Raw genomic sequence first — 17,896 nt, 5'->3', positions numbered from 1 at the left:
AGGTGGATCAGGACCGGTTGTTGTTGCGCCGGGCCTCGGCGCGGCGCTTGCTCGCGAGCAGCGCGTCCATCTGGTCCTGGTCGGTCGTGTCGCCGGAGAAGAACTTCTCGTAGGCGCCGCACAGGTCGGCCACGGTGCGGATGCTGGTGATGGGCACCAACTCCTGGAAGGGATCGGCCTTCAGGTGCATCTCGAGCGTGGCCACGAGCTGCGCCAGGTCGAGGGAGGAGAGTCCCAGCTCGGCACCGAGCCGGTCCTCCAGGCCGATCTCGGGAAGCTCGCCGTCATGGAGGGCCTTCTCCTCGAGGATCTGACGGATGTTCTCCTCGATGAGCTTCTGGATCTCCTGCTTGCTCGGAACCTGATTCAGCATGTGATACCCCCGTCGACGACAATGGTTTGACCGGTGATGAAAGAAGCCTGCGGTGACAAGAGGAACAGCACGACATGGGCCATGTCGTCGGCCGTGCCCAGGCGGCCCAGGGGCGTGCGGCGGATGATGCGCTGCCTGGCCTCGGGCGTGAGGTCGGCCACCATCTCGCTCTCGAAGTAGCCCGGTGCCACGGAGTTCACGCGGATGTGCTTCGGCCCCAGCTCGCGGGCCAGGCTCCGCGTCAGGCCATCGAGGGCGGCCTTCGTCGCGCTGTAGACGGCGACCCCCGAGTGCCCGCGCACCGCGTTGACCGAGGAGATGTTGATGATGGAGCCCGACGAGTGCTGCAGCATCTGCTTCGAGCACGCCTGGATGAGGTAGATGCTGGCCTTGAGGTTCAGGTCGATGCCCTGCTCGATCTGCGCGGTGCGCATCGTGGGCAGGATGCCGTCGATGCCCACGCCAGCGTTGTTGATCAGCGCGTCCACCCGGCCGTAGGCCGACGCCACCCGGCTCACGAACGCCTTGAGCGCGGCGGGGTCGGTCGCATCCACCGGCTCCCACAGGAAGCGTTCGTGCTCGGGATCCTGCTGGGTGAGCGTCTTGATGAAGGGACTCTCCGAGCGGCTGAACGTGGCCACGGTGTAGCCCCGCTCGAGGCAGCCGGTGACGAGCGCCTGGCCCAGCCCGCGGCTGCCTCCACTGACGATGACGACCTTGGAACGATTCTCTGCGTTGGTAGACACGATTCACTTCTCCTGATGCGTGTTAGGCAGCCCGAGCCTTCTTGAAACGGTCCCCGTGGAGCTGGCCCTGGACCACCTCGACCGCCACGGGAATCTTGTAGGGAGCGAGGCGGCTCCGGCAGAACTGGCGCAGCCGCTTCGTGAGCGCCATCGGGTCCTCGGTCTCGCGCAGCACGACCCTCGCCACCACGACATGGCCGGTGATGGGGCTCGGCCGGCCCATGACCGTCACATCCGCCACGTTGGGGAGTTGGAGGAGGACGCTCTCCACCTCGGAGGGATAGACCTTCTCACCGCCTACGTTGATGAGCTCCGACTTGCGGCCGAGGATGCGCATGTACTCGCCATCCACCTCCACCGCGTCGCCGGTGATGAACCAGCCATCCTCGGTGAAAGGGGAGGGCGCGTTCAGGTAGCCGAGCATCGCCGACTCGGAGCGGATCCACAGGATGTTGTCGACGATCTTCACCTCGTAGCCGTCACCACCCACCTTCACCCAGAGCGACGCGTCGTCCTTCGACTTCGTCTGCAGGATGCCCAGCTCCGACAGCCCGTAGGTCTGCTTGAGCTTGATGTGCGGGAACACCTCGTGGAGGTGCTTGAGGGTGGCGGCCGGCATGGGCTCCGTGCCGTAGGTGATCATCTCCAGCGACGACAGGTCGCACTGGCGATACGCCTCCGACATGAGCAGCAGGTTCAGGAAGGTGGGGGTGGTGGGCAAGAGCTGGACCCGATGTCTGGCGATGGCGCCGCAGACCGCCTGCGGCGAGCGCTCACGCAGCGGAACGACGGTCCCGCCCGACGTCAGCACATGCAGTAGAGTGTTGATGCCGCCGATGTGATCGAGCAGCAGGAAGCTCAAGGTGCGCGACCCGGCGCGGGCCTTCTGGAACTTCCGCAGCAGCTTCTCGAAGTCGAGCAGCGACGCCTTGCTCTTCCCCGTCGAGCCGGAGCTGAACAGGATGAGGCCCGGAGAGCCCTGGCGCTTGAGCTGCGCGTTCAGCGGGTGCTGTGTCGCGGGCGTGAGCCGCGTCACCCCGTTCAACTCCGTGCCGTCGAACTCGAACATCGCGTCGCACTCGGCGATCTCCAGGAACTCCTTCAATGTCTTGACGGTCGGCGCGAGCGGCACCGCGATGTTGCGGTTCAACACCAGGGCGATGAGCAGGGCGCAGGTCTCGGGGTTGTAGTCCCCCTTCAGCGCCACCGTCATACCCGGCTCCAACGAGCGCGCCTTCAGCTCCGCGAGCCAGCTGTTCACCCGCCGCACGAGCGCGGCGTACGTGACCTCGGCATCGTCCCAGATCATCGCGGGCCGCGTGCCGTGAGACTCCAGTCGCTCCAGCAACCACTGTACATCGGCCATCTTCGCTCACCCCTTTTTGAAGAGACGAAGCGAAAGAGTGGAGATGCCGACGATGTGATGGAGCAGCGGAATGTTCGCGGTGCGCGGCAAGACGCCGTCACAAAGTTCCGCTCAGTCCCTCAACGCAGGAGAGGCGCTTTCGGCGGGCCAGATGTCGTCACAAACCCCGCCGGGTCCCCTCCATCAACAGAGGCCCCATGCTCCCATCTGATCAACAACCTCATTCCTCCTCCCAGACGGTTCATCCGCGGCCTGGCGGCGCCTCAGTAGAGAGCGCTGGCGCTGGTCCGCTTGCTCGCCCACCCGAGTCGCTCGGCCGGGACACGACGCAGGTGCTTCATGTGGTGGGGGACAAGTTCGTCACCTTCTCCAATGAGAACCCGGGGGTGATGACCGTCTCCAACCTCGAGAAGCTGCTGGAGAAGAACGCGGTCCACCGGCCGCACGCCCTCATCGTGGGGCAGGGCGTCTCCTTGGAGCGCCTGGGCCTGCTCGAGGAGCGCATCCAGCGCAGCGCCGCACGCTCCCTGGTCACCATCCAGGAGGCCCGCATCCGCGACCGGTGCCCGGGCAAGTACACCCACAAGCACTTCAACTACAACACCATCATCACCACGCCGTACAAGGACGAGGCCGCGGATCTGTATCGCTGCCACCTGGTGCTGGACGATGACTGCGCGGAGATGAGCGACCACGTCACGGGTCACCACCTCCAGGGCGTGGTGTTCTTCGAGGCATCGCGGCAGATGCTGCTGGCCGCGACCGAGCGCTTCTGGCTGGAGCAGATCGGCCGCCCCTACTACTTCGTGCTCAACGAGTACAACATCACGTACCACACGTTCGGCTTCCCCCTGCCGACCGACATCACGATGAAGGTGTTGGCGGAGCGCGGTGACACGCGCCAGTCGGGGTCGGTGTTCCTCGACATCAAGGTCGAGTTCTTCCAGGTCGGCGTGCCCATCACCGAATGCGTCATCAAGTACGCGGCCTTCGACAAGGCCCTGTTGAGCGCGCGTGAGGGACTCCTGTCCCGCATGGCGCTCGTGAAGCACTCCCCCAGCCTTTCTCCCATCAACGAAGTCGACGCCTGAGCAGGAGCCCCACCGCAATGACCAACAAGTACATCGTGTTCTCGGATGTCGATGAAACGCTGATCCGCTTCAAGAGCATGATCACGTTCATGGACTACTTCCTGTACGAGTCGCCCTACGCGGCCAATCCCAGCGTGGATCAGAAGCGCAAGGAGTTCCAGGCCATCAAGGACGGCAACACGCCCACCGCGGACCGGGTGGCGCTCAACAGGCGTTTCTACGAGATGTTCGCGGGCATCTCCCAGGCGGAACTGCGGGAGATCGCCAGGACGTGGATGCAGGACCTCATGGCGCGGGGTGACATGTTCGTCCAAGCCGCGTACTCCGAGCAGCAGGAGCACCGGAAGCGTGGCGCGGAGCTCGTGCTCGTCTCCGGGTCGTTCGAGGACATCCTCGGCCCCATCCGCGAGTACGTGGGCGCGGACCGGCTCATCTGCTCCGAGCTGGAGGTCAAGGACGGCGTCTACACGGGCAGGCTGCTGCAGCAGGTGATCGGGGACGGCAAGTGGGACGCCATCCTCCGCTACATCGACGGGCGCGGCATCCCGCTGGACTCCTGCTTCGCGTACGGCGACCACGTCTCCGATCTCTGCTTCATGGAGAAGGTCGGGAACCCCGTCGTCGTGGGGGACTCCCCGGGAATGCTCGAGGTCGCCCGGAAGCGCAACTGGCGCGTGTTGGCGGGGCACTGAGCGGCACGGACGAGAGACGAGCCATGACCACGACACACACGTCCAATCTCAAGCTGACCACCCAGGGCCCTCCCTATCCACCGAGTGAAATCATGGACAAGGATGGGAACTTCATCGTCATCGGGAACGTGATCCAGGAAGACCTGACGATGAAGTGGAGTGCGGCCATCGTCTCGGCACAGAGCCCCGTGCCCGAGTTCGGCAAGCTGCTCCCGTACAAGGTGATCCGGTACCTGTCCTCGGATGAACTGGCGAGCAGCGATGCCGTGCTCTACACGGTGTCCCTGCCGCTCGCGTGCAACAACTACCCGTGTGTCTTCGCGCCCGAGCAGGCGCCGGACGCACACTCCATCGTGCGCCCGTCGCTCCCGCTCCATGAGGCGTACATTCCGGACTACCGGCCCATGGATGGCCGGAAGATCACGTCACCCATCACGCTCGGCCAGTGGTGCAAGGCCAGGGGCACCATGACGGTGGAGGTCGCGGACACCTACGCGGACTTCTCCTTCGAGTTCGAAGGCATGATTCCCCACAGCCTGTACACCATCATGGCGCTGCGCCGGCACGAGATCCGGCCCAATGATCCCCAGCGTCCCGGTCCGCTGGGGATCCCCAACGTGTTCATCCCCGACGCGAACGGGCGTGCGACCTACTTCGCGCGCATGCCCAACCCGTTCCCCACGGGCCCGGACGCCAATCGCATCATCGACGTCATCGTGCTGTGGATGAGCCCCCAGATGAGCTTCGGGGGCGCCATTGGCCATCACGGTCTGGGTGGCGACGTCCACGCCCAGCTCAAGTCCGGACCTTCCCCCTTCGAGGGGCTCGATACCCGAGGGCAGCCATGACCCATGACAAGAGCACGAAGTGGGCGGCCCTGACGCCGTGTGCGGCCATCCTGTTGGCGCTGGGCTCCATCGTGATGGTGCAACCCATCTTCCAGAACATCGGTGCGGACTTCGGAATCGAGACCACCGCGGTTCGCGTCTCGTTCAGCTACTGCAGCCTGGCGTACGCCATCGCGTTCTTCCTGCTCGGGCCGCTCACGGACCGGATGAACCTCACCCGCATGGCCATGCTCAGCGCACTCGGTCTGGCGGGGAGCGTCGCCCTGTGCGGGCTGGCGCCGAGCTTCACGATCTTCAACGTCGGGATGAGCCTCATTGGCGTGTTCGCCGCGGGGCTTGTCAGCCCCATGTTCCCGTACATGACGCGGATCGCGCCCCAGGGGAAGGCGGGCGCCTACCTGGGGTTGTGCCTGAGCGCCACCGTCACCGGGTTGATTGTCGGCCGCACGGTGCTCGGCATCCTCACCGGCTCTTTCGGCTGGCGTCATGCCATGATCGGCTACAGCGTGCCGGTCCTGCTGCTGGCGGTCGCGCTGTTCCGCGCCCGGGTCCTGCTCCCCATCCCCGGGGAGAAGCCCTCGCTGGCGGGGCAGTACGCGCGGACGCTGAAGCTGTTGACCATGCCGCACATCATCCGCCGCTACCTGGCGGGGTTCCTGCTGTTCTTCGCCTACCTGGGCACGCTGACCTTCCTCACGTTCTACCTCGTCAAACCGCCGTTCAGCCTGACGGTGGGGCAGATTGGCTGGCTCAGCCTGGCCGGCGTTGGTGGCGCCGTGATCGCGCCCAAGGCCGGAGCGCTGGCGCAGACCTACGGCGTCAACCGGGTGGTGCGCGCGGGCGTGGTCATGGTGCTCGCCTCGTTCGGCATCATGCTGGTGTTCCACAACGTCTTCGCGGTGATGTTCGGCGTGCTGGTGCTCTACACCGGCGTGTACGCCTGCCAGCCCGCGGTGTTCTACGACGTCACCACCGCCATCCAGCCGCGGCAGATGGGGGCGGCCTCGTCGCTCTATCTGCTGAGCTGCCTGTCGGGTGGCAGCCTCGGCAGCTATGCGCTCGGTCCGGTCTGGCAGCGCTGGGGCTGGAAGGGCGTCATGGCCGCCGCCGGAGCCGCGACGCTCGGCACACTCGTGCTCGGCGCGCTCGGCTCCTCTCGGAAGCTCGAATCGAGTCCCGTCCATCCCGGCGCCGGACTCATGGGAGAGAAGCGATGACTGAGACTCGAAAGACCGTGCCACTGGGAACCCTGGGCAAGCGCACCGTGCCGAGGGTGGGACTCGGCTGCATGGGCATGAGTGAGTTCTACGGGCCGTCGGACGAGGCCGGGAACCTCCGGATCCTCTCCCGGGCCCTCGAGCTGGGATACGTGCACTTCGACACGTCCGACATGTATGGGAACGGTGCCAACGAGCGTCTGCTCGGGCGCTTCGTGAAGAACGTTCCGCGCGAGAAGGTGTTCCTGGCCACCAAGTTCGGCATCGTGCGCGACGGGGCAGGGGGCCTGGCTCGTGGCGTGAATGGGCGCCCCGAGTACGTCCGCGAGGCCTGCGACCGGAGCCTGGAGCGGCTGGGCGTGGAGTACCTCGATCTCTACTACGTGCACCGGAGGGATCCGTCGGTGCCCATCGAGGAGACGGTGGGGGCCATGGCCGAGCTGGTGGCGGCCGGCAAGGTCCGGGCGCTCGGGCTGTCCGAGGTCAGCGTGGAGACGTTGCGGCGGGCGCACGAGGTCCACCCGATTGCCGCCGTCCAGTCGGAGTACTCGCTGCTGTCGCGAGACCCGGAGGCCGAGCTGCTGCCCACGTGCAAGGAGCTCGGTGTGGCCTTCGTGGCGTACAGCCCGCTGAGCCGGGGCCTGCTCACCGCGACCCTCAAGCCCGACGACGTCAGGAAGGGCGGGGATGCCCGGCAGTTCCTGCCACGTTTCGCCGGAGACAACTTCAACCGCAACCTCGCCCTGGTGGAGAAGCTCGAGGCGTTCGCGGCCGAGAAGAAGTGCACTCCATCACAGATTGCCCTGGCCTGGGTGCTTGCGCGTGGGGAGCACATCCACATCATTCCCGGCACCCGCAGGGAGAAGTATTTGATTGAAAACTTCGGCGCGGGCTCTGTCCATCTCAGTACCGCCGAGGTCGACCGGCTCTCCAGTGCTATCGACGTGGGCCAGGTGGTGGGAGCACGCTACCCGGAAGCGGCGATGCAGGGCATCGGCCGCTGACAAGCGGGGGACATTCCATGACGGATGAACGACTGGAGATGACGGCGCTCATCAGCGCGAAGCCCGGCAAGGAAGCCGAGCTCAAGGCCGCGCTGCGAGAGGTGGTGGCGGAGACCGTCAAGGAGCCTGGCTGCATCATGTTCCAGGTGCTCGAGGACCTGGAGAACCCCGGCAGGTTCGTGCTGTGGGAGATCTTCAAGAGCCGGGAAGCACTGCGGGAGCACATGAACAAGGACTACACGAAGGCCTACTTCGCGAAGGGGTTCATGGATCAGACCCACGTCATGAAGCTCAAGACCATCTGAACCGTTGCTCCCCGGAGAAAGCCCGTGTCCATGAATCGTATTCGAGCCATGACGAGCCTGACGGTTCCCGCGATGATGGCGCTGCTGATGGCTCCGCTCGACGCAGCGGTGGCGGAGGAGGCGAAGCCGGCCCCGGCCCCCAAGCCGTCTCCGCTGGACTTTCACCTCCAGGTCCGGGTGAACACGCTGGCCGAGGGCAAGCATGACGCCTTCCTGGATGACTACCGCTTCGAGTCCATCCTGGCCGTTCCGGGCGTGAGCGGGCAGCTCACCCCGTGGTTCTCGTATGCCTTCAGCGGGGTCGGCTCCGCGGAGAGCTTCGACTCCGCGCAGGTGCGGGTGCTCGACGCCGTGGGCATGTTCAAGCTGGCCGACCCGCTGCAGATCTGGGTGGGCCGGTTCGTCGTGCCCTTCGATCGCTTCAATCTCAGCGGCCCGTTCCGGAACCTCATCTGGAACTACCCGGGCTTCTACGGCGGTGTGCGCCGCGTTGGCGGAGAGAACGGTCTCTTCGGGCGTGACACCGGTATTTCCGTCTGGGGCTCCCTGTCCGAGGGGCTGTTCAAGTATCAGCTGATGGTGCACCAGCTGGAGAACCGCGACGCGGGCCCGCGCCTGTCGGGACGCCTGAGCGTCAGCCTCCTGGGCCGTGAACCCGGCTACTTCGTGTCGAGCTCCTACCTCGGAGAGAAGGACGTGCTCGCGCTCGGAGTGGCGATGCAGTACCAGCACGACGGGCGCACGTGGACGCCCGGTCCTCCGTTGGGCACGCCTCCTCCGCCGGCGGACGCGCCCGTGTCGCAGCAGGTCGATGACCTCCTGGCGGTGACGGCGGACCTGTTCGCGGAGAAGAACTTCGGGAGCATGGGCACGGCCACGCTCGACCTGGCCTACTACCACTACGACGAGCACCGGAACTACCAGCGGGCCTATGCCATCACGGCCGCGTACATTCCCCCGCTGAAGCTCGGTGCCGGCCGCACGCAGCTCGGGCTCCGTTGGGAAGAAGCCTTCGCGAGCCGCCTCCAGCCGCAGCTCTCGGACGTCCGGGGCCTGGACGTGTCCGTGTCCCACTTCTTCTCCGGCTACAACCTGCGTCTGGGGCTCGACTACTCCCGTCAGTGGCTTGGCTCGGAGGGGGTGGCGAACACCGTCTCCGTGGGATTCCAGTACGGGCTGCCCTGAGCGGGCTGGCGTGCCGCGGATCCAAGGGCCGGGCCGCCGGACCTCCCAGCCGTGAAGCCTGGGACGTCCACAGCGGGCCGGCTCCGTCCATGTTTCAAGGGGTGCCGGGCTCGGGCATTGCGCCCTTCAACCCGTCGGTGACGAGCTCGATGAGCTCGGTGCTGAGGCTGATGACGTGGTGGGGCGTGTAGCCATGAGCCCTCAGCTCGCGGAACAGGGAGCGGGCGATGATCTGGAGCGCCCGGTTGTGATCCTCGTGGAGGGAGAGGGAAGGGATGGCGGCGGTGATGGGCATGGGGATCCTTTTCCAAGACGGGGTTGCTATGGAATAGACGGGCCCTGCCCCACGCAGTGACGAGGTGGAGTCCGCGCCTGCCTGCTTCTCCTGCTTGCACTGGCGCTGCCCATCGCCCGTCACATTCCCCGCTGAAAGGCTCTTCCTGAACGGACCTTGAGCGAGGAGATGTGATGACTGCGTCGAAGAACTCCACCCTGACGGCCTGGCTCCTTCCGGGACAGGGCTCGCAGCGGATCGGAATGGGCCGGGAGCTGTGCGGTGCCTTTCCGCAGGCCCTGCGCATCCTGAAGCAGGCGGAGGAGGTGAGCGGGTTGCCCCTGTCCCGGCTCTGCTGGGAGGGCCCGGGCGATGAGCTGGAGCGCACGGACGTGCTCCAGCCGGCGCTGACGGCCATCACCCTGGGTTGCCTGGCGCTGCTCAGGGACGCGGGCCATGAGCCGGACAGCGTGGCGGGGCACAGCCTGGGCGAGTTCGCCGCCTTGTGCGCCGCGGGAGTCCTGACGGAAGAGGAGACCCTCTACCTGGCGGCCGTGCGCGGACGGCTGATGGACGAGGCCGCGCGGCGCCACCCGGGTGGCATGCTGGCCGTGGGAGGGCTGACCACGGTGGCCGTCGAGGAGCTGGTGGGCTCGCTGCGGGGCCGGTACAGCCTGCGAGTGGCCAACTACAACGCGCCCATGCAGACGGTGCTGTCCGGAGAGGTGGAGGCCCTGAACGCGGTGGCCTCGTTGGCTTCGCGCCTGGGAGGCCAGCCGGTGATGCTCCGGGTGAGCTGCCCCTGGCACAGCCCGCTGATGCACGAGGCGCGCGAGCGCTTCCTGGATGCGCTCTGCCGGGTCGACTTCCGCCCGCCGCGCGTCCCGCTCTACCTCAACACCACCGGAGAGACGGAGTCCGACCCGGAGCGCATCGCCGGCCAGGTGCTGGCGCAGATGGCCGAGCCGGTGCTGTGGACGCGGACGATGTCCGGGATGATGGCGGCGGGCACGCGCACCTTCATCGAGGTGGGGCCCGGCAAGGTGCTGCGCGGGCTGGTGCGCCGCAACTTCGAGCCGGCGTCGGACTTCGAGGTGTACGGGGTGGAGGGCCCGGGAGCGCTGGCCGCGCTGGCGCATACCCGGGTGGCCGCCACCGAGGAAGCGGCGGCATGAGGTACACGCGAGGGGCGGGGCCAGCGGCATGTGCCCAGGGAACGGAGCAGACGTCTCGCCGGGTTCAGGATTCTGATAGGGTCGCGCCCGGCCATGAAGGCCCGTGTGACATCCGTGTCACGGCTCGTTGCGCTTGAAGCGCACAGCTCGCCTCGGTGTTCTTCCTATAGGCGTCGGCGCAACAGTTGCATAAAGTCGTCGACCACATGACAAGCCGTGCTGTGAAATCCGGGCGCAGGGCGAGTGAAGCGGGCTGGGTGCTGCTGTTGGGCGTGCTGCTCTCCGGCTGCGTCACCACCACCGTGTACCAGCCGCTCAGCTCCTTGCAGCGCCCGTCGATCGTCGATCCGCAGCTCGCGAACTTCGAGGGCATGCGCCTGCTCGTGCGCTGCGTTCCGGGGGACTACCTCAATGCGAGCGACACCGATCTCCTCTGCCGCAAGGTCGGTTCGCTGTTCCGCAACCAGGGCGCGCGGGTCGAAACCGACGTGTCACGAAGTGGCAGGCCGTCGCGGAGCTTCCAGGACGGCACCCCGCCCGACCTGGTCGTCGATCTGACGTCGCGGCTCCTCCACAAGGAGTCCAGCGGCGTGCTGTGGGCCCTCACGGTCATCTCCCTCACCATCGTGCCGGCCGTCACGGAGTACAGCGTCGCGCAGGACGTGACCATTCGCGACGCGAGCGGGTTCGTGCTCGCCTCCGACAGCCTGAAGGCGCGCTTCATCGAGTACTTCGGCGCCGGAGTCTGGGGCGTGAACTGGGTGCTGGATGCCGTCGTGCGCCCGCCGGAGGAGGAGATCACGGGCGAGGCGGCGTCGCGGGACTTCTCGCGTGACTTCTACGCACAGCTGAGCCAGCTCGCCTTCAACGCGCGGGTCCGGGCCGACGTGCTGCGCTCCTTCGAGCCTCGTCCCCAGGGCGGGGGCGACCCACGCCAGACGGGTACGGTGCCGTGATGGAGACCCTGCTCGTCCTGCTCCTGGTGCAGCTCTCGGTGTCCTCGGGGCGCCCGTACGATCCCGCGCCCGGCATCTGGCACGGCAAGTCCGAGGCGCGCAACCTCGACTGCTCGCGCATGAGCCAGCAGCGGGCGCATGAGCTCCACCCGGGTGAGATCCCCGCGCCGCCCGCGCGCCTGGCGAACCAGGAGTCCGATGCGCTCGTCTGCACGCGGCGCATCATGAGCCAGGGAGAGCGGCCGGAGCGCGACGAGGTCATCCTCTCCTCGCTGCGCGAGTCGGTGGGAGAGCTCGCCGAGGTCGCCAGCGCGCTGGGGCAGGGTGGGCTCACCTGGCACGTGGACGCCTTCTATCCCCAGCCCGAGGTGGCGGCGAAGATCTCGGTGGCGGCGCGCACCGAGCTCGCCGAGCAGGGACGCAGGGTCTCCGACAAGGTTCCGGTCCTCGCCGCGGGCGACATCGTGGTGCTCGGCCGGATGGCGCCGAAGGATGCCTACCCGCTGGCGTGCAAGCGCTACTTCGCTCAACGTGCGCTCGGCGAGAACGACGCGTTCCTGGGGATCATGCTGATCGACGAACGGGAGACGCAGCTCCACGCCGGGCTGTGTCTGAAGGGAGAGTGGAGATGGCTGCGATGAGGCCGGCGCTTCTCGCCCTCACGCTCGCGCTGGTCTCCTCGCCGGCGTGGGCGGGGGTGTCCCCGGAGGTCGCCGAGGCGCAGCGGGCGCAGATGGAGAAGCTCCGCGCGGAGGTGGCGGGGCAGATCCAGCTGCAGGCGTACGATCTGCTCGACGAGCTCGTCTACGGCTGGACGCGGCAGCCGGTGTTCGAGCTGGAGACACCGGTGGTGCTCGCCGATGTCACCGTGCCGGTGGGCTTCGGCAGTGGACTGGCCGCCCTGATCGAGAACCACTTCGCCGAGCTGGTGGTGAAGAACCCGCGCACCCGGGTGACCCTGGCGCACTGCCCGCAGTGCACCGCGGTGGTGGTGCACTCGGGCGCGAAGGGGACGATCGTCTCCCGGGGGGTGGACCAGCCGGAAGCGCTGGCCGCCGCGGGGGCGCTCTCCGGTGCGCGCCATGCGATCTTCCTCGACTTCGAGGCGGAAGGCAGCGCGCTGGTGCTGCGCGCCCGCATCACCTCGCTAGAGCCGGCGCTTCCGATCATCCACGCGCGGACCCTCACGACCTCCACGTCGTCGGCGGCGCTGCTGCGCTCGGGGGACCAGCTCAAGAGCGCGGCCGAGGCGCGGAAGGAGTACCTCGATGCCCTGCAGGGCCGCGGCGTGTTCACCGTGCCGTTGCGCTTCGCGGTGCGGAGCTACGCCTCGCCCCCCAGCGCGGGCCCCATCGCGGCGATGCCCTTCATCTGGCTCCAGGCCGGGGCCGAGGTGGCGCTCACCCAGGCGCGAGCCTGGACCGGTACCTTCTCGTTGGGTGTTACCTGGATGCCCCAACTGCACACGGGCTTCATGGGGCAGGCGCGTATCTCCCGCCTGCTCACCGGCTCGGTCGCCTCGCTCACCCAGCCGGATCTCTACCTCTTCCTGGGCGGCTCCGTGATCTCCATCCACGGGCAGGGGGCGCGGGTGTTCCGGAGCGAGGTGCTGAACCTGGAGGATGTCCTCTCCGACATCCCGTCGCTGCTCATCGAGCCCCACGCCACCTTCGCCGCGTTTCCGATCGGGCTCGAGCTGCGCGTCGGGAACCGCATCGCGGCCTCGGTGTTCCTCGAGTCCGCGCCAGCGCTCGACACCGCGCCCTCCATCGGTACCCACCTGAACCTGCTCGGCATCCTGAAGTTCCACACGGTGGGCGCGGAGGTGACGTTTTGCTTCTGAAGCCACTCGCACTGCTCGCCGTGTTGCTGCCGGCCGTGGCCCTCGCCCAGCGTGACACCTCGCGCGAGGCGCTCGCCCGCGTGGAGGAGACCCTCACCCTGCGCCTGGGGGAGGGCGGGAGCGCGTTGAAGGACGTGACCCCCGCCATCGTGGTGAGTGTCTCGCCGGCTTTCGAGGAGTCGAGGGCCTGGTACCCGGCCGCCGCGTTGCAGGCCCTGGTTCGCGTGTTCGGCTCCGCCGCGCTCCGCTCCTGCGAGGCGTGCATGACGTCGCGCCTGTACGTGGAGGAGGGCCGGCTCGAGCAGTTCACGACCACGCTGGGCGCCGAGGAGATCATCCGGCTGGACGAGAACGCACGGGGAACGGCTCCGCCGGCCCGGGCGGCGATCTGGCTCGACGAGACGCCCGAGGGCGTTTCGTTGCGCATCATCGATCTGCACAACAGCCGCATCGTGTTCGTGCAGAACTTCGACCCGAGGCTCACCGAGCTGACCCGCACCCGCCGCAACTTCACCCTCACCGAGGAGCTGGAGCGGCGCGCGCGGGGAGACAGCCTCACCCACACGTTCCTCGACGTGACGATGTACCCCGGCCAGCACGTCTCCCTGGATTGGGCGGAGCAGTGGGGCGACACCAACGCGAACCTCGCCGGCTTGACCCTCTCCATCTTCGATCCGCTGGTGGGCGTGGGCGGCTCCTACTACCGCGTCATCCCCAACGCGATGAACCTCATGGTCGGCGGGAAGGTCCTGCTGAGCGTGCCCACGGCCATCGCCAGCGGCATCAGCGGCCAGCCCACCCAGGTCCTCGATCCGCTGCTGACCGCCGTCTTCGTGTTGCGCGTGCCGATCGCCAGCTCGAACTACGGCGTCACCTTCACCGCGTCCACCAACGGGAGAGTCGGCATCGGGATCTCCCTCATGAACATCACCGCGCTGCCCTTCCTGCCATGAACCGATTCCTGCTCCTCCTGCTGCCGCTCCTGGCCTCCGCTTGCGCGACGCGGAACTACACCCATTACCTGGTCGAGCCGCCGCCGAAGAAGCCCGAGGCGCTCAAGGAGGAGGGGACGCTGGTGCGGCCCTTCGGCTTCGGCTCGACCACGGTGATGAAGGTCCGCTGGAACGACGGCAACCTGATGACCGAGGTGGACGTGCCCATGCTGGCCACGGGTCAGCGCATCGTCATCGAGCACGGCGCGGGCAACGGCGACGTGAAGACGCTCCCCGCAAGCCGGGTGGTGCCACCGCCGCCCTCCGCGGCGGACAAATCGCTCATCGAGGCCTACCGGGCGCGCGGTCTGCGCATCGACGAAGCGGCGGCGGAGGTGAGCATCACCCGTGCGCGCACCTTGATGGAGCAGGCCACCCGCGAGGGCAACTACCACCTGGCCTTGGAGTGGTGTGAGACCGTGTTGGCACGCTACAAGTCGCACCCCGAGTTCCTTCGGGCCAAGGGCTCGCTGCTCCTGATGATGGGGGAGCGCGAGAAGGCCATCGAAATCTACGAGCAGGTCGAAGCCATCGAGAGTGAGCCGGGCGTCCGCAAGAAGCTCGAAGAGCTCCAGCGCCAGCAGTAACAGGAGAAGCACCTCGTGCAGATCATCGGTTTCGTGTTGTTGGGCTTCATCATCTGGTACGGGTTCAAGGATCGCAGCAACGCGGTCATCTCCGCGTTCGACGCCCACGCCATGGTGATGGTGTTGGTCGGGTCGTGTTCGGCGGTGCTGGTGAGCTCCAGCCACACCACCGTGTGGCGCACCGTCCTGTGCCTGCGTGAGCTGATCCCCGGCCTGGCGCTGTTCAGCCGGACCACCCGGGCCATGGAGGCCGAGCGCGAGCAGTTGTCCGCGCTGTGGCGTGACGGCAAGCGCAGCCAGGCGGTCGATCTGGCCGCGAACAGCCGCTTCCCCGCGGTGAAGCAGATGCTGGAGTTGATCCTCAACCGGGCGAACGAGGCCTCCAGCAGCAAGACGTTCACCGAGCTGCGGCACGAGGAGATCAGCCGGTGGCAGCCGGCGATCCACAACTGGGAGATGCTCGCCAAGCTGGGGCCGGCGTTCGGCATGGTGGGCACCATCACCGGCATGATCCAGCTCTTCCGCAACATGAGCTCGGAGAACCTCAACATCGGCGCGGCGATGTCGCTGGCCCTGCTCGCGACCCTGTACGGCGTGGCGTTCGGCGCCGGTGTGGCCGGGCCGATCGGGACCTTCCTCAACGGGCTGCTCGATGACCGCCTGGGGTTGCTCGAGCGGTGCGAGAAGAGCGTCAACGAGATCGTCTCCCGCGGCGAGCGGTGAAGGTGAGCCATGCAAAGACGCAAAGCGGCGCATGAGGAGAGCTGGCTCCTCAGCTATGCCGATCTGATCACCAACCTGCTGCTGTTCTTCGTGGTGCTGCTGACCGCGGCGAACCTCAGCAAGATGAAGATGCAGCAGATCGCCCAGAGCATCTCCGGCAAGCAGAGCCCGGCGAGCCTGGAGTCCATCCGCCAGGAGCTCGAGGCGCAGATCGCCGCCAAGAACCTGCAGAACCTCGTGACCACCACGGTGACCGAGGCGGGGCTGGAGGTGTCGCTCAACTCCGGGCTCGTGTTCGACTCGGGGAAGGCGAAGATCCGGCCGGAGTTCGAGGAGACCGTGGCGTCGATGCTGAAGGAGCTCGCGCCGTACTCGTCCAACTACAACTTCGCGGTCGAGGGGCACACCGACTCGACACCGATCATGAGCGGTGGACTGTTCGCGAGCAACTGGGAGCTCTCCAGCGCGCGCGCCATCGTGGTGCGGCAGCGGCTGGAAGAGGTGGGGATCAACCGCTCGCGCATCCGCGTCGAGGGCTACGCCGAGACGAAGCCGCTCCCCGAGCAACTGCTGAAGGGCCTGAGTGAAGACGAGCGCCTGGCCCGGCATCGCCGTGTCGTCGTGAGGATCTACTGATGAGCCGCTTCGCCGTCCTCGTCGCCTGGGTCGCGTTGAGCGCCGTGGCGCAGGCCCAGACCCAACCCCCGGCCGGCACCAGCCTCCCTGAAGCGCCGGCACCGGTGCCTCAGGGCCATGTCCCCGCGCCCGTGCTCCTGGAGCTGCGCACGCTCGAGAGCCAGTTCGATCTCGCGCTGGCCCAGGACTGCGCCCCCGAGCGCTGCTTCTCCAAGGGCTGTGTCTACCGCGACCACGTCACCGTCGACATGCCGCGCACCAGCTCGCTGCCCGGGCTCGGCCAGACCGAAGGCCCCGGCAGCGTGCCGCCGCAGGAGTACCTGACGCAGGCGCAGTGCGAGTTCACCCACGAGAAGTCGGTCTCCACCCAGGACGTCCAGGCCCTGGTCCGGCGCCTCGAGCAGCGGCTGTCGAAGGGGTGGCTCAAGGTGAAGGTCGGCCGGCAGATCCTCCAGCCGATCTCTCCGGGACTGCGTGAGTCTCCGCCTCTGCCCGAGCCCCCGAAGCCTCCGGCCCCCGAGGTCGAGGAGAAGCCGGTGGCGCCGGTAGAGCCGCCCGCGCCGGTGACGTGGCAGGCCGACGTCGCGCTGCGGGAGCTCTGGGTCAGCCTGCTTCCGCACTTCTCGTGGATGATCGCGCTGATCATGCTGACGATGGCGGCGCTGACCATCATCTGGGCCCTGCGCCGCCTCGGGCGCGAGACGCTCGAGGAGAAGGCGCTGGCGGCGCAGCTCGCGGCGGGTTCGCTCGACAAGGCACCGGAGGCCGGGACGCCCCCGAAGGCCGAGGAGCCGACCGCGGACGAGGTGGACCCGGCGCCTTCCCAGGCGGACGTGGAGACGGCGTTCGTCACGGCCCAGCAGCGGCTGTGGAACGACCGGATCGCCCAGGCCGAGCTGGCCAAGGACGAGAGCGTGGTGGTGGAGCTGCTGCGCGACTGGCTGAAGGCCGGCGAGTTCGAGCTGTTGGCCAAGGCCATCTTCGTCTTCGGAGATCGGCTGCCCCTGGCCTTCACTTCGGACGGTGAGCTCGCCGTGCGCAAGGTGGAGTTCGCCGGGTACTTGAAGACGGTGGACGAGAAGGCGCTGCTCTCGGACGCGGAGTTCTTCCGCGTGCTGAACCAGCACGCCATCTCCTCCACGCTGATGGCCCAGGCCGACGCCGAGGTGTACCGCAGCCTGCGCGAGGAGTTCGGCTCCAACGGCGTGGCGCACCTGATCGAGAGCCTGTCGCCCCGTCATGGGGCGCTGCTGTTCGGGCACGTGCCCACCGACTGTCAGCAGGACGTGGCGCGGATCCTTCCACCCGAGCTGCGGGTGCGGATCGCCAACGAGCTGCTCGCGTCCAACCGCATCTCGAAGGAGGAGACGGTCCACCTGTTCGAGGTGCTCGACGCCGCGCGCGCGGGGAAGCCGATTCCCCCGGCGCCTCCGGCTCAGGGCATCCTGGATCGGGGCCGCCCGTTCGACGCCGCGGGCGCGCTCTCGGTGCTGTTGCCGCTGATCGAGTCCTCCGAGCGCGGTGCGCTGTTCGCGCGGACGCTGGAGCGCTCCGGCGGGGCGCTGCCGCTCTGGTACCAGGACATCCTCTACGGTGACATGCTGCTCAAGCTGCCCGACGAGCTCCAGAGGGACATGCTGCTCGACGTCGACGTCCGGGGGCTGGCCGGCTGGTCCTCGGTGCAGCAGCCCGCGTGGCAGGAGAGCTTCATCGCGCGGCTCGCACCGGCGATGCAGAACGCCATCCGCGCCAACATGTCGTTCGTCTCGCGCGAGGAGCAGCTCCGGGCCGCGCGGCGCGGCCAGAACGAGTTGATCTCCGCCGTGAAGAAGCAGGTCGCGCGAGGGAAGGTCTCCTTCGCGGAGATCATCGCCTAGGTGGGG

General features: G+C 67.5%; 20 protein-coding genes. 16 read left to right on the top strand and 4 right to left on the bottom strand.

Going from position 1 to position 17,896, the window contains the following annotated elements:
- Positions 1-7: 7 nt before the first annotated feature.
- Genes AC16DP_RS42100 through AC16DP_RS42090 form a run of 3 tightly spaced genes read right to left on the bottom strand, consistent with a single transcriptional unit; the run spans position 8 to position 2,485 of the window.
- Positions 8-373 (bottom strand): acyl carrier protein, encoded by a 366-nt coding sequence (locus AC16DP_RS42100; RefSeq protein ID WP_329732217.1) that lies wholly within the window; start codon positions 371-373, stop codon positions 8-10.
- Positions 367-1,119, bottom strand: coding sequence for an SDR family NAD(P)-dependent oxidoreductase (locus tag AC16DP_RS42095; RefSeq protein ID WP_329732218.1), 753 nt, complete (start codon positions 1,117-1,119; stop codon positions 367-369). The genes AC16DP_RS42100 and AC16DP_RS42095 overlap by 7 nt, the downstream gene beginning before the upstream one ends.
- A 22-nt stretch (positions 1,120-1,141) precedes the next feature.
- On the bottom strand, positions 1,142-2,485 hold the full coding sequence (locus AC16DP_RS42090; RefSeq protein ID WP_329732219.1) for a class I adenylate-forming enzyme family protein: 1,344 nt from the start codon (positions 2,483-2,485) through the stop codon (positions 1,142-1,144).
- Between the two features lie 332 nt (positions 2,486-2,817).
- Here AC16DP_RS42090 and AC16DP_RS42085 point away from each other — a divergent pair, with 332 nt between their 5' ends.
- Genes AC16DP_RS42085 through AC16DP_RS42055 form a run of 7 tightly spaced genes read left to right on the top strand, consistent with a single transcriptional unit; the run spans position 2,818 to position 8,827 of the window.
- Positions 2,818-3,576: an AfsA-related hotdog domain-containing protein gene (locus AC16DP_RS42085; protein ID WP_329732220.1), complete on the top strand. Its 759-nt coding sequence runs from the start codon at positions 2,818-2,820 to the stop codon at positions 3,574-3,576.
- Positions 3,577-3,593: 17 nt separating this feature from the next.
- Entirely contained in the window at positions 3,594-4,268 is a 675-nt protein-coding gene (locus AC16DP_RS42080; protein WP_329732221.1) for an HAD family hydrolase, read from the top strand.
- Positions 4,269-4,291: 23 nt separating this feature from the next.
- On the top strand, positions 4,292-5,116 hold the full coding sequence (locus AC16DP_RS42075; RefSeq protein WP_329732222.1) for a hypothetical protein: 825 nt from the start codon (positions 4,292-4,294) through the stop codon (positions 5,114-5,116).
- Entirely contained in the window at positions 5,113-6,333 is a 1,221-nt protein-coding gene (locus AC16DP_RS42070; RefSeq protein WP_329732223.1) for an MFS transporter, read from the top strand. The genes AC16DP_RS42075 and AC16DP_RS42070 overlap by 4 nt, the downstream gene beginning before the upstream one ends.
- On the top strand, positions 6,330-7,337 hold the full coding sequence (locus tag AC16DP_RS42065; RefSeq protein WP_329732224.1) for an aldo/keto reductase: 1,008 nt from the start codon (positions 6,330-6,332) through the stop codon (positions 7,335-7,337). Before AC16DP_RS42070 ends, AC16DP_RS42065 begins: the two co-directional genes overlap by 4 nt.
- A gap of 17 nt (positions 7,338-7,354) precedes the next feature.
- Positions 7,355-7,642 (top strand): putative quinol monooxygenase, encoded by a 288-nt coding sequence (locus AC16DP_RS42060; protein ID WP_329732225.1) that lies wholly within the window; start codon positions 7,355-7,357, stop codon positions 7,640-7,642.
- Positions 7,643-7,672: 30 nt separating this feature from the next.
- Entirely contained in the window at positions 7,673-8,827 is a 1,155-nt protein-coding gene (locus tag AC16DP_RS42055; protein WP_329732226.1) for a hypothetical protein, read from the top strand.
- A gap of 94 nt (positions 8,828-8,921) precedes the next feature.
- Here the strand turns inward: AC16DP_RS42055 and AC16DP_RS42050 are convergent, their stop codons facing one another.
- Positions 8,922-9,122 (bottom strand): hypothetical protein, encoded by a 201-nt coding sequence (locus tag AC16DP_RS42050; RefSeq protein WP_329732227.1) that lies wholly within the window; start codon positions 9,120-9,122, stop codon positions 8,922-8,924.
- Between the two features lie 173 nt (positions 9,123-9,295).
- Between AC16DP_RS42050 and AC16DP_RS42045 the strand changes: the two genes are divergently transcribed.
- From AC16DP_RS42045 to AC16DP_RS42005, 9 genes are all read left to right on the top strand, one after another.
- The gene (locus tag AC16DP_RS42045; protein WP_329732228.1) at positions 9,296-10,276 is read left to right on the top strand and encodes an ACP S-malonyltransferase; all 981 of its coding nucleotides are present in this window, start codon (positions 9,296-9,298) and stop codon (positions 10,274-10,276) included.
- Between the two features lie 206 nt (positions 10,277-10,482).
- Positions 10,483-11,232 carry a hypothetical protein gene (locus AC16DP_RS42040; RefSeq protein WP_329732229.1) on the top strand — a complete coding sequence of 250 codons (750 nt, stop codon included), beginning with the start codon at positions 10,483-10,485 and terminating at the stop codon, positions 11,230-11,232.
- Complete coding sequence (locus AC16DP_RS42035) at positions 11,229-11,873, top strand: hypothetical protein (protein WP_329732230.1); 645 nt, start codon at positions 11,229-11,231, stop codon at positions 11,871-11,873. Before AC16DP_RS42040 ends, AC16DP_RS42035 begins: the two co-directional genes overlap by 4 nt.
- On the top strand, positions 11,870-13,075 hold the full coding sequence (locus tag AC16DP_RS42030; RefSeq protein ID WP_329732231.1) for a hypothetical protein: 1,206 nt from the start codon (positions 11,870-11,872) through the stop codon (positions 13,073-13,075). The genes AC16DP_RS42035 and AC16DP_RS42030 overlap by 4 nt, the downstream gene beginning before the upstream one ends.
- Positions 13,066-14,028, top strand: a complete 963-nt coding sequence (locus AC16DP_RS42025) for a hypothetical protein (protein WP_329732232.1) — start codon at positions 13,066-13,068, stop codon at positions 14,026-14,028. The genes AC16DP_RS42030 and AC16DP_RS42025 overlap by 10 nt, the downstream gene beginning before the upstream one ends.
- Complete coding sequence (locus AC16DP_RS42020) at positions 14,025-14,654, top strand: tetratricopeptide repeat protein (protein WP_329732233.1); 630 nt, start codon at positions 14,025-14,027, stop codon at positions 14,652-14,654. Before AC16DP_RS42025 ends, AC16DP_RS42020 begins: the two co-directional genes overlap by 4 nt.
- A 15-nt stretch (positions 14,655-14,669) precedes the next feature.
- Positions 14,670-15,377, top strand: a complete 708-nt coding sequence (locus AC16DP_RS42015; RefSeq protein WP_329732234.1) for a MotA/TolQ/ExbB proton channel family protein — start codon at positions 14,670-14,672, stop codon at positions 15,375-15,377.
- 9 nt (positions 15,378-15,386) lie between these two features.
- The gene (locus tag AC16DP_RS42010) at positions 15,387-16,013 is read left to right on the top strand and encodes an OmpA/MotB family protein (RefSeq protein WP_329732235.1); all 627 of its coding nucleotides are present in this window, start codon (positions 15,387-15,389) and stop codon (positions 16,011-16,013) included.
- The gene (locus AC16DP_RS42005; RefSeq protein ID WP_329732236.1) at positions 16,013-17,890 is read left to right on the top strand and encodes a magnesium and cobalt transport protein CorA; all 1,878 of its coding nucleotides are present in this window, start codon (positions 16,013-16,015) and stop codon (positions 17,888-17,890) included. Before AC16DP_RS42010 ends, AC16DP_RS42005 begins: the two co-directional genes overlap by 1 nt.
- The last annotated feature ends 6 nt before the right edge of the window (positions 17,891-17,896 follow it).

The sequence above is a fragment of the Archangium sp. genome (assembly GCF_057119385.1).
The sequence above is the reverse complement of the archived record's forward strand: the minus strand, read 5'-3'. Positions and strand labels throughout refer to the sequence as shown.

What these genes read in the sequence shown, in the direction of transcription:
- AC16DP_RS42040 (WP_329732229.1), top strand. Translation starts at nt 10,483, where the DNA reads ATGACAAGCCGTGCTGTGAAATCCGGGCGCAGGGCGAGTGAAGCGGGC.
- AC16DP_RS42020 (WP_329732233.1), top strand. Translation starts at nt 14,025, where the DNA reads ATGAACCGATTCCTGCTCCTCCTGCTGCCGCTCCTGGCCTCCGCTTGC.
- AC16DP_RS42005 (WP_329732236.1), top strand. Translation starts at nt 16,013, where the DNA reads ATGAGCCGCTTCGCCGTCCTCGTCGCCTGGGTCGCGTTGAGCGCCGTG.
- AC16DP_RS42100 (WP_329732217.1), bottom strand. Translation starts at nt 373, where the DNA reads ATGCTGAATCAGGTTCCGAGCAAGCAGGAGATCCAGAAGCTCATCGAG.
- AC16DP_RS42065 (WP_329732224.1), top strand. Translation starts at nt 6,330, where the DNA reads ATGACTGAGACTCGAAAGACCGTGCCACTGGGAACCCTGGGCAAGCGC.
- AC16DP_RS42060 (WP_329732225.1), top strand. Translation starts at nt 7,355, where the DNA reads ATGACGGATGAACGACTGGAGATGACGGCGCTCATCAGCGCGAAGCCC.
- AC16DP_RS42010 (WP_329732235.1), top strand. Translation starts at nt 15,387, where the DNA reads ATGCAAAGACGCAAAGCGGCGCATGAGGAGAGCTGGCTCCTCAGCTAT.
- AC16DP_RS42090 (WP_329732219.1), bottom strand. Translation starts at nt 2,485, where the DNA reads ATGGCCGATGTACAGTGGTTGCTGGAGCGACTGGAGTCTCACGGCACG.
- AC16DP_RS42070 (WP_329732223.1), top strand. Translation starts at nt 5,113, where the DNA reads ATGACCCATGACAAGAGCACGAAGTGGGCGGCCCTGACGCCGTGTGCG.
- AC16DP_RS42030 (WP_329732231.1), top strand. Translation starts at nt 11,870, where the DNA reads ATGAGGCCGGCGCTTCTCGCCCTCACGCTCGCGCTGGTCTCCTCGCCG.
- AC16DP_RS42080 (WP_329732221.1), top strand. Translation starts at nt 3,594, where the DNA reads ATGACCAACAAGTACATCGTGTTCTCGGATGTCGATGAAACGCTGATC.
- AC16DP_RS42050 (WP_329732227.1), bottom strand. Translation starts at nt 9,122, where the DNA reads ATGCCCATCACCGCCGCCATCCCTTCCCTCTCCCTCCACGAGGATCAC.
- AC16DP_RS42075 (WP_329732222.1), top strand. Translation starts at nt 4,292, where the DNA reads ATGACCACGACACACACGTCCAATCTCAAGCTGACCACCCAGGGCCCT.
- AC16DP_RS42045 (WP_329732228.1), top strand. Translation starts at nt 9,296, where the DNA reads ATGACTGCGTCGAAGAACTCCACCCTGACGGCCTGGCTCCTTCCGGGA.
- AC16DP_RS42055 (WP_329732226.1), top strand. Translation starts at nt 7,673, where the DNA reads ATGAATCGTATTCGAGCCATGACGAGCCTGACGGTTCCCGCGATGATG.